At 72.5% G+C, this 11,467-nt stretch carries 11 protein-coding genes, 1 tRNA gene and 3 pseudogenes; 5 read left to right on the top strand and 10 right to left on the bottom strand.

Annotated features, from left to right (window positions below; all coding sequences use genetic code 11):
- Positions 1 to 56: 56 nt before the first annotated feature.
- Positions 57 to 461 carry a hypothetical protein gene (locus ACFVXJ_RS13110; protein ID WP_389661788.1) on the bottom strand — a complete coding sequence of 135 codons (405 nt, stop codon included), beginning with the start codon at positions 459 to 461 and terminating at the stop codon, positions 57 to 59.
- A 322-nt stretch (positions 462 to 783) separates the two neighbouring features.
- Here ACFVXJ_RS13110 and ACFVXJ_RS13105 point away from each other — a divergent pair.
- The 3 pseudogenes from ACFVXJ_RS13105 to ACFVXJ_RS13095 all read left to right on the top strand — a co-directional run.
- Positions 784 to 1,008 (top strand): annotated as a pseudogene (locus ACFVXJ_RS13105) (hypothetical protein); the annotation flags it as partial.
- A pseudogene (locus tag ACFVXJ_RS13100) lies at positions 1,005 to 1,937 on the top strand (hypothetical protein); the annotation flags it as partial. The pseudogenes ACFVXJ_RS13105 and ACFVXJ_RS13100, both read left to right, overlap by 4 nt.
- A gap of 4 nt (positions 1,938 to 1,941) precedes the next feature.
- Positions 1,942 to 2,230: pseudogene (locus ACFVXJ_RS13095) on the top strand (site-specific integrase); the annotation flags it as partial.
- An 8-nt stretch (positions 2,231 to 2,238) separates the two neighbouring features.
- Here ACFVXJ_RS13095 and ACFVXJ_RS13090 read toward each other — a convergent pair.
- Positions 2,239 to 2,988 (bottom strand): transposase family protein, encoded by a 750-nt coding sequence (locus ACFVXJ_RS13090; RefSeq protein ID WP_389661787.1) that lies wholly within the window; start codon positions 2,986 to 2,988, stop codon positions 2,239 to 2,241.
- Between the two features lie 226 nt (positions 2,989 to 3,214).
- Positions 3,215 to 3,288 (bottom strand) — tRNA-Pro (locus ACFVXJ_RS13085).
- Positions 3,289 to 3,448: 160 nt separating this feature from the next.
- Here ACFVXJ_RS13085 and ACFVXJ_RS13080 point away from each other — a divergent pair.
- Together ACFVXJ_RS13080 and ACFVXJ_RS13075 are read left to right on the top strand one after the other, a co-directional pair.
- The gene (locus ACFVXJ_RS13080; RefSeq protein WP_389661786.1) at positions 3,449 to 4,150 is read left to right on the top strand and encodes a transketolase; all 702 of its coding nucleotides are present in this window, start codon (positions 3,449 to 3,451) and stop codon (positions 4,148 to 4,150) included.
- A gap of 30 nt (positions 4,151 to 4,180) precedes the next feature.
- Positions 4,181 to 5,089 (top strand): transketolase, encoded by a 909-nt coding sequence (locus ACFVXJ_RS13075; protein WP_389661785.1) that lies wholly within the window; start codon positions 4,181 to 4,183, stop codon positions 5,087 to 5,089.
- Positions 5,090 to 5,098: 9 nt separating this feature from the next.
- On the opposite strand, the gene ACFVXJ_RS13070 is transcribed toward ACFVXJ_RS13075, so the two are convergent.
- The 7 genes from ACFVXJ_RS13070 to ACFVXJ_RS13040 form a co-directional block, all read right to left on the bottom strand.
- On the bottom strand, positions 5,099 to 5,644 hold the full coding sequence (locus ACFVXJ_RS13070) for a GAF domain-containing protein (protein WP_389661784.1): 546 nt from the start codon (positions 5,642 to 5,644) through the stop codon (positions 5,099 to 5,101).
- 19 nt (positions 5,645 to 5,663) lie between these two features.
- A complete protein-coding gene (locus ACFVXJ_RS13065; RefSeq protein WP_389661783.1) occupies positions 5,664 to 6,266 on the bottom strand; it encodes an ATP/GTP-binding protein in 603 nt (200 codons plus the stop codon).
- A complete protein-coding gene (locus tag ACFVXJ_RS13060; RefSeq protein ID WP_389661782.1) occupies positions 6,244 to 6,666 on the bottom strand; it encodes a DUF742 domain-containing protein in 423 nt (140 codons plus the stop codon). The genes ACFVXJ_RS13065 and ACFVXJ_RS13060 overlap by 23 nt, the downstream gene beginning before the upstream one ends.
- A complete protein-coding gene (locus ACFVXJ_RS13055) occupies positions 6,663 to 7,094 on the bottom strand; it encodes a roadblock/LC7 domain-containing protein (RefSeq protein WP_389661781.1) in 432 nt (143 codons plus the stop codon). Before ACFVXJ_RS13055 ends, ACFVXJ_RS13060 begins: the two co-directional genes overlap by 4 nt.
- 81 nt (positions 7,095 to 7,175) lie before the next feature.
- Positions 7,176 to 8,918 (bottom strand): ATP-binding protein, encoded by a 1,743-nt coding sequence (locus ACFVXJ_RS13050; protein ID WP_389661780.1) that lies wholly within the window; start codon positions 8,916 to 8,918, stop codon positions 7,176 to 7,178.
- Positions 8,919 to 9,183: 265 nt separating this feature from the next.
- The gene (locus ACFVXJ_RS13045; protein WP_389661779.1) at positions 9,184 to 10,386 is read right to left on the bottom strand and encodes an MBL fold metallo-hydrolase; all 1,203 of its coding nucleotides are present in this window, start codon (positions 10,384 to 10,386) and stop codon (positions 9,184 to 9,186) included.
- A 190-nt stretch (positions 10,387 to 10,576) separates the two neighbouring features.
- The gene (locus ACFVXJ_RS13040) at positions 10,577 to 11,362 is read right to left on the bottom strand and encodes an SGNH/GDSL hydrolase family protein (protein WP_389661778.1); all 786 of its coding nucleotides are present in this window, start codon (positions 11,360 to 11,362) and stop codon (positions 10,577 to 10,579) included.
- Positions 11,363 to 11,467 lie beyond the last annotated feature (105 nt).

Here is an 11,467-nt window from a genome sequence, read left to right as displayed (position 1 = left end):
TGGACGCGATGCCACGGGGTTCTGTGCTGCTTCGCCGGCCAGGCGGGACGTCGACGCTACTTGGCGCACTTGGCCTTGAAGCCGTCCAACAGGGTCTTTCCGGCATCGGAGTCGTCACGCACGTACACGCTACCGCCGATGCTGATCGAGGTGTTGCTGGTCGAGATCGACTCGCTGCCGGTCCGCTTGTTGCGGCTGTCGTCTCCGGCGACCGTCCAGATGATCTGGGTCTGATCCTTGGTGAACTCGCCGGTGCTGGTCACGTCCGGCTCGTCATAGACACCATCGCAGGTGTACTCATGATGCGAGACGCTGTTGCCCTTGACGACCAGCTGGCCGAGTTGGGACGTGCCGTTGACGTCCTTGACGTAGTAGGTGCCGTCGAGCTTGCCGGCGCTGTCGCTGCTTCCGCCGCAGGCGGTGAGTATGAGTGAGCCCGCGGCCAGGGCCGCGACGGACACGGCAATCCTGGCCCGCGTCCTACGTGCAGTCCTGGTGATCCTCATGGCGTTTCCCTTCGTTCGTTATGGCAGTCGATTCGAGACGGACAGGCCAGTCAAAATAACCTATGGATAGGGGACTTTGGCGGTCCGGGACCGTTTGTCAGGTGCCCTCTCGGACGTTGTCAAGCCGATGCCCAGTCAGCGCCATTGCGGCCTGGGCCTGATTGGGCGCGTGTTCGCCGTCCTGGATGCGCCACTGCGGACGCTGCACCGGCGGGGCGTCTGCCGACCACGAGTACCTGTTCCCGGCCATTGGCGGCGGGCTGCTGGCCAACACGAACTCGGCTACCAGAAGACCGAGGCCGTCCTCGGCACCAAAGCCGCGCTCGCGAACCTGGTCGGCATCGCTCCTCTGGAGGATCGCGACGCCGTCGCCGCCGCCGTCATCAAGGCTGTCGGCGTCAAGGAGATCGCTCCCCTCACCCTCGGCAAGCAGCTGTCCGCCTCGGCCGTCCGGCAGCCCCCGGGCGTCACCGGCTCCGCGCACCGGGGCCGCTCGCGATGAGCGCCCACCACCACGTCCAGTCCCCCGCCACCACGCGGAACGACGACGCCGACCTCGCGCGATGGGACGACGACGGCGCCCCGCCCGCGCAACCCCGTTCCTCCCCGGACGCGCGGCTGCGCGTGGGAGCCGAACTCGGCGATCGGCTGGTCGCCCTCTCCGGCCGCCAGGACCTCCTCGTCACCTGCCGCCCCGGCGCGCGCAGCGGCGCACCGGCCGCGTTCTTCCCCACTCTGGGCGAGGGCGAGTTCGGCGCCGGCCTGTTCGCCCCGCTCCAGCCCCACGAGATCCATCCGCGGATCGTGGGCGACGCGGAGCGGTATGCCGCCGCCTGGGGAGTGTTCGTCCACGAGGCCGCGCACGCGGCCCACTCCGTCTGGACGGCGCCGGCCGGAGCGAACCCCCGTGTCGTCGAGGCCGCGCTCCTGCTGGAGGAGAGCCGTGTCGAAGGCGCACACCTGATCACGCGGCCCACGGACCGCACCTACCTGCGCACCAGCGCCCGAACCCTGGTCATGCCCGACATCGCCAACCCCACCCTCCAGGGCATCGAGCACGCCGCCGCCGTGGCGGCCCTGGTCCTCGGCCGCCGTGACGTCGGCGAGCGGACCGAGGAGCGGACCACCAGCCCCACCCCGCCCGGCCGCCTCAATATGCGCGCGGCCCTCGCCCGGGACGCTCAACGCGCGGCCGGGTCGGTCCCCACCGCGGAACCGTTCACCCACACCCGCCGCCGGAACTCCCCCACCCCACCGCTGCGCGTGGGTATCGCCGTCGACGTCTCCGGCTCCATGCGTGCCGCCTGCGCGCCCGTCGCGTCCGCTGCCTGGATCGTGGCACGCGCAGCAGCCCTGACCGACCCCGACTCCTGTACCGCCACCATCGCCTATGACAGGCACCTGACCGCATTGACCCGACCCAGCGCTCGCCACGATGCCGTTGGCCGACTACGGCACCACGAACATGGACCTCGCTCTCCGGGGGGCTGGAACTCAAGACGCTCGACCCCTATCTAGCCGGTTGGCGGCTCCGCGTTGTCCCTTCCCTTGGCCATCTCCCGGTCCCGGTGATCACCAACGGCGCCGTGGACCGGACGGTCTACCGGTGGATCGCTGACGAACACAGCCGCTCCACCGTCAAGAACACCATCGCGGTCCTCGTGCGTGTGATGGAGCAAGCCGTTCGAGACGGGCTCATCAAGGTCAACCCTGCGAGGGTCAGTGAGGATTTTCAGCGTTGACGCTCCAGAGTGAGGACGGCGGCGGCGATGGTCGTTATGCGGTTGGGGCTGCAGCGGGCTTTGCGGAAGATGCGCCAGGACTTGAGTCGCGCGACGCTTCGTTCGACGGGTGCCCGCGCCGCTGACAGGACTCGGTTGATCGTCTGCTGGGTCGTGGTCAGGTCCCGGTTCGGGAGTCGTCTGAACGGTGTGGTCACCCAGGGGCCGGCCCCGATGTAGGCGCGGTCGGCGAGGACGGCGACGCCCTGGCGTTCGCAGATCCGGATGATGCGGTGGGTGCGGGCGGCGCTCAGGTCGTGGGTGCGGCCGGGCAGTGCGGGTGAGATCCACAGCAGGTCGCCCGCGGGATCGGCCACGACCTGCACGTTCACTCCGTGGCGACGGTGCTTCTGGGAGAAGTCGGCCCGGCTGTCGCCGACACGGTCGCACTCGGCGAGCGTCCCGTCGAGCAGGACGTAGTCCGGATCGGCCTCGCGCAGGACCCGCAGGAGGCCCGGTGCCCGACCGGACAGGTGCTGGACGACCGCCGTGACGTAGGCGTGGGCGGTGCCGACGGATATGCCGAAGCCGGCGGCGATCTGCGCGAGCGTGTCGTGCCGGCGGAGGTAGACCAGGCCCACGAGGGCACGCTGATGGGGCGGCAGCTTGCAGCGGCGGTCACCCTCACGGGTGACGATGAGCATGGATACCCACTCGACCAGAGCATGAGGCAGGTCGAGTGCGGCAGGATGGGGAACCAACAGGGCTCCTGTGCCAATGGGTTGAGACTTCGAACACCTCCCCCAACGGCGCGGGAGCCCTGTGCGTTGCGGTCCTCATCCTGACTCGGCCTGGATCACCCGATCAGTGGCCACTCTGAAAATCTGACCCGCACTGACCGCCCTGGTCCCCAACTGGTCCCCAAAAACGATCAAGGGGCCGTTTCGGATTGCTCCAAAACGGCCCCTGATCTGCGACTCTTTCGAGTCGGGACGACAGGATTTGAACCTGCGACCCCTTGACCCCCAGTCAAGTGCGCTACCAAGCTGCGCCACGTCCCGATACCCGCTGACCTGGGGTTTTCTCCCAGGCCGAACGCGCAGGGAAACAATACCGCACTTCGCCGGGTGGTCGCGCGCACATTGCGGCGGTGCGGGCGGTCTGACGGATCGGGGCGGGGGCGGTTGACCTCAACCGCGCTTGAGGTTGCACGGTAGGTGCATGACGCAAACACCGGCGGACACGGAGCTCCGCTACCACGACCTGGGTCGGCTGATCGCGCTCATGACGGGCGCCGAGAAACACGGGCCCGCCGCCACCTCCACGCTCGACGTGCTGTGGGTGCTGTACGACCGGGTGCTGCGGGTGGGGCCCGGGTCCGTCGATGACATGGGGCGCGACCGGTTCCTGCTGTCCAAAGGGCACGGCCCGATGGCGTACTACGCCGTCCTCGCCGCCAAGGGGTACTTCCCCGCCGAATGGCTCAGCGGCTTCGGCGGGTTCGACTCCCCGCTCGGCCACCACCCGGACCGCACCCTGATCCCCGGGGTCGAGATCGGCAGCGGCTCGCTCGGCCACGGGCTGCCGCTGGCCGTCGGCACCGCGCTCGGGCTGCGGGCACAGGGGCTGGACGACCCGGCCGTGTGGGTGCTGATCGGGGACGCGGAACTCGACGAGGGCAGCAACCACGAGGCGCTGGCCTACGCGGGTTCGGCCGGCCTGGAGCGGCTGCACACCGTGGTGATCGACAACGACTCGGCGACCCACGGCTGGCCCGGCGGGATCGCCTCCCGCTTCGAGGCCGCCGGCTGGTCGGCGACCACCGTCGACGGGCGGGACCACGCCGCGCTGTACGCCGCCTTCACGGCGCCCCACCCGGGCCGGCCGCACGCCGTCGTGGCCCGCGTGGAGAAGAAGTTCTGAGACCGGACACCACCAAGGGGCAGGGGAGAAATGGACACCATGCGGGAGCGGTTCATCACGGTCACGTCGAAGATGCTCGACGAGGACCCCCGGCTGGCACTCGTGCTCGCCGAGATCACCATGGACGGGTTCCGGCCCGCCCGACAGCGCCACCCCGACCGGGTGGTCAACGTCGGAATCCGGGAGCAGTTGCTCGTCGGAGTGGGCGGCGGCCTCGCCCTGGCCGGGCTGCGGCCGATCATGCACACCTTCGCCAGTTTCCTGGTGGAGCGGCCGTTCGAGCAGGTCAAGCTGGACTTCGGGCACCAGGGCACGGGCGGCGTCCTCGTCAGCGCGAGCGCGAGCTACGACTGGCCGGCCGGCGGTTTCACCCATATGGCGCCCGGCGACGTGGCCCTGCTGGACACCCTCGACGGCTGGACGGTGCATGTGCCGGGCCACCCCGACGAGGCCGAGGCGCTGTTGCGCGCCGCGTACGCCGCCGGGGACGACAAGGTGTACGTCCGCCTCAGCGCGCAGTCCAACGCCGAGCCGCGCCCCGCGACCGGCCCCGGGTTCCACACCGTACGGGAGGGACGCGCGGGCGTGGTGCTGGCGGTCGGACCACTGCTGGACAACGTGCTCGCCGCGACCGAGGGCCTGGACGTGACGGTGCTGTACGGGACGACCGTGCGGCCCTTCGACGACGCGGTCCTGCGCGCGGCCGCCGGACGGGGCCCGGCGGCCGACGTGGTCCTGGTCGAGCCGTACCTCGCCGGAACCTCCACCGCCGCCGCCAACGACGCCCTCGCCGACCTGCCGCACCGGGTCCTGGGCCTGGGCGTCGGCCGCGCCGAACTGCGGCGCTACGGAACCATCGCCGAGCACACCGCCGCCCACGGCCTGGATCCCCGCTCGCTCAGGGAGCGGATCTCCGCCTTCCTGCGGCCGGCCGCCTGAGGTCCCCGGTCAGCGGCACCGGTCCTCCCGTTCCCGCAGCAGCTCCGCCAGCTCCGCCGCGAGGGCCTTCACCGTCCCCAGCCCCTCCGTCCCCCACCGCCTGGGCACCACGTCCACCGCGCACACCGTCCCCAGGACGAGCCCCCGTCGGTCCGTGAGCGGCGCCCCGGCGTACGAGCGCACCCCGCTCCCGTCCACGACGGCGTTGCCCGCGAAGCGCGCGAAGTCGCGTACGTCCTCCAGCACCAACGCCCGCCCCCGGACCACCACATGGGGGCAGTACCCGAGGTCGCGGGTCAGCACGCGGGCCGGGTAGCCGCTCGGCGGGGCGTCGGGACGGTGGTGGAGGCCCGCGAAGAACTGCCGTTCCTCACCGACGAAGTTGACCCCCGCATACGGCACCTCCAGGGTCTGCGCGATCCGCCGCGCGAAGGCGTCGAGTTCCGCGTCGGGCCGCTCGCCGAGGTGCAGTTCGCGCAGCCGGACGGCCCGGCCGGGCGCCTCCCGGTCCACCGGGGTGAGCAGCAGGTGGCCGGTCGATTCGTAGTACGTCATGACGGTTCCCCCGATCCTCCTAGGTGGCCGGTTCCGTCGCCCGCCCGGAACCGGCGTTGAACAGCAGGTGGTGGACGAGGGCGGCCAGCGCCCCCGTACCGGAACTGGTCAGCCGCGCGTCACACCGCACGACGGGTACGTCCGGCCCCAGCCCCGCCGCCTCCCGGACCTCCCCGGGCGTGTAGCGGTGGCAGCCGTCGAACTCGTTGACGGCGACGACGAAGGCGATCCCGCGCCGCTCGAAGAAGTCCACGGCCGGGAAGCAGTCCGCGAGGCGGCGCGTGTCGGCCAGCACCACCGCCCCCAGCGCGCCCGCGCACAGCTCCTCCCACAGGAACCAGAAGCGCTGTTGCCCGGGCGTGCCGAAGAGGTACAGGACGTGGCCCCGGTCGAGGGTGAGCCTGCCGAAGTCCAGGGCGACCGTGGTCGTCGTCTTCGCCTCCACCCCTTCGAGGGGGTCGGCGCTCTCACCGAGGTCGCTCAGCAGTTCCTCCGTGCACAGCGGTTCGATCTCGCTCACCGCGCCCACGAAGGTCGTCTTTCCCGCCCCGAACCCGCCCGCGACCAGGATCTTCAAGGTCGTGGGCAGGCCCCGGTCGTCACAGCCTTCGGCGTAGGCCATCGAGCACCGCCCGCAACAGGTCCAGGTCGTCGGCGGCGAGCGAGTCGCCGCCCGGGAACCTCGGGGCCCGCGCCTCGACGGCTCCGTGTTCCATCAGATCGGACAGCAGCACCTTCACCACCCCCGCCGGCAGCCTCAGCTGCCCGGCCACCTCGGCCACCGTCACCGCCGACGCGCCGGCGCACAAGCGCAGTGCGAGGGTGTGTTCCGCGCCGAGCGGCACGCGCGGGCGTACGCCCGTCGCCGTGACCAGCGAGAGCAGGTCGAGCGCGACGGCCGGCCGGGTCCGCCCGCCGCTCGCGGTGTAGGGCCGCATGACCCGGCCCGCCGTGTCGTCCAGCCAGGGGGCGGTGTCCCGCCCCGGACCGGACCCGTACGCCCCCCGCGCCCGGGCCCTCATCGCTCCGGATCGGCGACGGGCCGACGCGGCGGCGCCGCCAGGTAGGGACGTACGCTCTTCACCAGCATCGCCATCTCGTAGCCCAGCACCCCCGCGTCGGCCTCCCGGTCGGCGAGTACGGCCAGGCAGGTGCCGGACCCGGCCGCCGTGACGAACACCAGCGCCGTGTCGAGCTCCACCACCACCTGCCGTACCTCCGCGCCGGCCGCGAACCGGGAGCCGGCGCTGCGGCCCAGCGAATACAGGCCCGAGGCCAGCGCCGCCATGTGGTCCGCGCTGTCGGTGTCGAGGCCGTGCACGCAGCTCACGAGGCCGTCCGCCGTGAGCAGGACCGCGCTGCGCGTGTACGGCACCCGTTGGACCAGGCCGCCGAGCAGCCAGTCGAGATCCGAGAGCCGGCTTGTCCTGGTGGCCACTTCGCCGCTCATGAGGGTGTGCTCCTTGCCGGGGTGGGGGGTGGGGTGAGAAAGGGGGAGGCGAGGGGACGCGGGCCGGGGCGCCGGGCGGGGTCACGCCCGGGGCTCCGACTGGGCCCGGTCGAAGCCCCGTTGGAAGGCCGCCATCAGGCCCGGGTCGTGTACGGGCGGCTCGGCTTCCGGGGTGCTGCGCGGGGCCGGGGCCTCGCGCAGCTCGGGCACGACGTGCTCCTGGGCGCGGCGCCGGGGCAGCAGCGGCCGGTCGGGGTCCGTCCGCGCGGCGGGCACCGTGAAGGCGACCGGAACCGGGTCGGCGGCGGGGGCAGGGGCGGGGGCAGGGGCAGGGGCAGGGGCGGGGGCGGGCTCCACCACCGCATGCGGAACCGGTGCCGGAACCGGCTCCGGCCGCCACTCCGGTTCCGGCTCCCAGTCCCGAGCCGACTCTCCCACCGGCTCCCCCACTGGCTCCGGTACCGGCTCGGCCCACGTCGGTACCGTCGGAGCCGCCTCCGCCGGCTCCGGCCGGCGTGGCGCGGGGGTGATCGTGCGTACGGGTTCCAGCGGGGGCATCTGCGCCCCCGCCCCGGTCCCCCACGAGGTGGCCCGCGCGACATCGTGCGCGTCGGCGGCGGTGGACGCCTCCGCGCCCAGCAGCTCCTGCGGCAGGACGAGCACCGCGAGCACACCGCCGTAGATGTTGGACTTGAGCTCGACGGCGACCCCGTGCCTGCGGGCCAGCGCGGACACCACGTACAGGCCGATCCGGCCGTCCGCCAGCAGGTGCCGCACGTCGACCTGGTCCGGATCGCCCAGCAGGGCGTTCATCCGGCGCTGTTCCTCGGCCGGCATGCCCAGGCCCCGGTCCTCCACCTCGACCGCGATCCCGGCGGTGACGCGTTCGGCGCGCACCACCACGTCGGTGTCGGGGGCGGAGAAGACGGTGGCGTTCTCGACGAGTTCCGCCAGCAGGTGGACGACGTCGGCGACGGCGTGCCCACGGACGGTGCCGCCCGCCGGGGGCACCACCTTGACCCGCGTGTACTGCTCGACCTCCGCGACGGAGGATCGGAGCACCTCGCTCAGGTCGATGGGCCGGGTCCACTGCCGCCGGGAGGCGGCGCCGCCGAGCACGGCGAGGTTCTCGGCGTGGCGTCGGATCCGGGTCGCGAGGTGGTCGACGTGGAAGAGCTCCTTCAGCAGGTCGGGATCCTCGACCGTGTCTTCCAGGTCGTCCAGCAAGGAGATCTCGCGGTGCACGAGGGATTGCAGCCGACGCGCGAGGTTGACGAAGACCTCGACCTTGCGGTCGCTGTCGGACGGGGCGGCCCGGCCGGCGAGCCGGACGAGGGTCCCGTACACCTGCTCGCGCGCACCGCGCAGTTCCTGCCCCAGCAGCCAGAACTCGTCCAGCCGGGCGGGGTCGTCGCCCGGCGGCGGCCCGCCGGCACCGCCGCGCACCGGGCGGGGCGGCGTCTCGCCGCACTCCAGCCGATCGAGGGCCGCCCGCAGTTCCTGGCGGCCGCGCAGGCTGGAGCGGCGCAGGGACTCGCACCGTTCGCGTACGGCCCGGGCCCCGCGCTGGGCACCGAGCAGGGCGGCGGCGAGCGCACCCATCACGAGCAGCCCGCAGCCGGTGAGGACGGGCCAGAGCCGGGGGTCCCGGGCGCCCGATCCGCCTCCGAGTTGCAAGGTGAAGATCACGGCGGCCGCGCCGCTGAGTCCGGCGGCGAGGGTGGGCAGGACGGCGGCCCGGACCAGCTGGGGGCGTAAGTGCCGACCGGGGCCGGTGACGGCGTGTCTCGACGGAGCGTGGCGGGCGGCGCGGTATCCGGACATCGGGGTCCTCGGTACGTGGGGCCCGGTCCTCGGCACTGCGAGGACCGGTGTTGATCACCGGGTACCCACGCTAGACCGCACGCTCCCGCCCCGGGCGCCGAGTCGGGCAACTTCACCGGGCTGCTTACCGCCTGGGAAGGAGCGCTCGCACGAGAGCCCGAATCCACCGCCCGCCTCGGAGCCGCCCATCCGCCCGGCCGCCCAGCGGACCAGCGGACCAGCGGACCGCTGCACGGCCACCGCCCGCCAGGTCGCCACGCGGCCGCTACGAGCCCACCGCCTCCGGCTCCTCGTGGACCGGCGCCGGCTTCGGCGGCGTGGCGGTCGGGTGGGAGGGGGACGGGGTCGCGGCGGGGGCGGCGTTCGCGACGAAGGGACGCCACCACGGCTCGGCCGGCGCGTCGGCGGCTCCCGGCTCGAAGGGCCGGCCCGGTACCGGCAGGGCGATCGCCGCACCGGCCGCTTCCGCCGCCGCGAAGGTGCCCTCGCCCGGCTCGTCCCACGGGTGCGGTGCCAGGTTGAAGGTGCCCCAGTGGATCGGGAGCATCGTGCCGCTCGGTGTGCCGCCCTGGAGGTCGAGATGGGCTTGCATGCCCTCCTCCGGGGTCATGTGGATGTCGGGCCAGTACTCGGAATACGCGCCGATCTGGATCATCGTGGCGTCGAACGGGCCGTGCGCGGCGCCGATCTCCGCGAAGCCCGGGAAGTAGCCCGTGTCGCCGCTGTGGTAGATCCGGTGCGCGTCGCCCGCCACCACCCAGGACGCCCACAGGGTGAACTGCTGGTTGCGCAGACCGCGCCCGCAGAAGTGGCGGGCGGGGGTGGCGGTGAGGGAGAGCCCGGCGACCTTGGTGCTCTCGTTCCAGTCCAGCTCGCGCAGCCGGTCCGCCGGGACCCCCCAGCGCTCCAGATGGGCTCCGACGCCGAGCGGGACGGCGAACACCGTGTCCGTGCCGGCGAGCGCCTTGATCGTCGGCAGGTCCAGGTGGTCGTAGTGGTCGTGCGAGATCACCACGACGTCGATCTTGCCCAGCGAGGCCAGCGGTACCGGTACCGGGTGCAGCCGCCTCGGTCCGGCGAACGGGAAGGGAGAGCACCGCTCTCCCCACACCGGGTCGAACAGCACCCGACGGCCGTCGATCTCGGCGAGGACGCTGGAGTGCCCCATCCAGGTCAGTCGTAGCCCGCTCACCGGCGGCTTGGCCAGCTCGGCCAGCGTCGTCGGGTAGACCGGGATCGGCGCACCCGGGCTGCGCCGCAGGCGCTGCTCCTTGTGGAAGTAGATCTTGGCGAACTCCGCCATGGAACCGGACGGCCTGGTCCGGGCCCCCACCGGGTTCTGGAAGACCCCGTCGGCGAAGTGGGGCGAGCGCAGGATGCGCTCCAGCCGCGCGCCGGACGGGTCCGCGCCGAAGGCTTCGGGTCGCAGGGCACGCAGCCGCGGACGCAAGGGACGGGAGCCGGACAAGGCGCCTCCTGTGAGGATGGGGGCAGGACGGTCGTGCGTGACTACGATCATCCCAACGCACACCGGGCCCCGAGGATTCCGCTCGCGCCCCCCGGCGTGTCGCGATCCACCGGCCCCGCCCGCCCCGCTCCCGCCGACCCGACCCCCTTGCGCCGCCCCGCCGCCCCGACCCCCCGTCGGCGCGTACGCCCTACAACGGCAGCAGGTCCGGCCGCTTCGCCTCGACGTGGTCCCCGGAGGACTCGCCGCGCAGCCGCCGTCCGATCCAGGGCACCAGGTGCTCGCGCGCCCACTGGATGTTGTCCCGCGTGACGTCCACCGAGCCGCGCGGTCGCTCCGGCGGCCACGGCTGGTCGGGGTCGGCCGGCACGTCCAGGCCGAGGACCTGGGCCGCGCGCAGCGCCACCCGGGTGTGCCCCTCGGGCGAGAGGTGCAGCCGGTCGGCGTCCCACGCCCGCCTGTCCTGCACGGACTTGAGGGACCAGAGGTCGAGCACCGGGCAGTCGTACCGGTCGGCGATGGCGCGCACGTGCGCGCTGTATGTCGCCACCTTGCCCCGGAGGTGCTTGAGGACCGGCACGCCCCGGGTGTCGAAGCCGGTCGTGATCATGACGCGGCCCACGGAGCCGGCGAGGTCGGCGACGGCCGCCTCGAAGCGCTCCGCCACGTCGTCCGGGTCGGTTCCCGGGCGGATGATGTCGTTGCCGCCCGCGCAGAAGGTGACGAGGTCGGGTGCGAGGGCTTTCGCCCTCGGCACCTGCACGGCCACGATCTGGTCGAGGAGCTTCCCCCGGACGGCCAGGTTCGCGTACCGGAAATCGTGTTCGTCCCGCTGGTCGGCCAGGAGTACGGCCAGCCGGTCCGCCCAGCCCAGGTACGAATCCCCGGGTCCCGGGTCCCCCACGCCCTCGGTGAAGCTGTCCCCGATCGCCGCGTACGAGCCGATGGTCTTGAGTGTCGTCGTCGTCGCTGCCACAGCACCACATCCTTCACCCCCACGGGCGACCTACGCCAACGTAAGCAGGGTTTGACGGACCGTGATCTACGCCACGATGCACATGAGGAATAAGAAACGCGTGAG

Source organism: Streptomyces sp. NPDC058279 (assembly GCF_042881255.1).
Classification (GTDB): domain Bacteria; phylum Actinomycetota; class Actinomycetes; order Streptomycetales; family Streptomycetaceae; genus Streptomyces.
The sequence above is the reverse complement of the archived record's forward strand: the minus strand, read 5'-3'. Positions and strand labels throughout refer to the sequence as shown.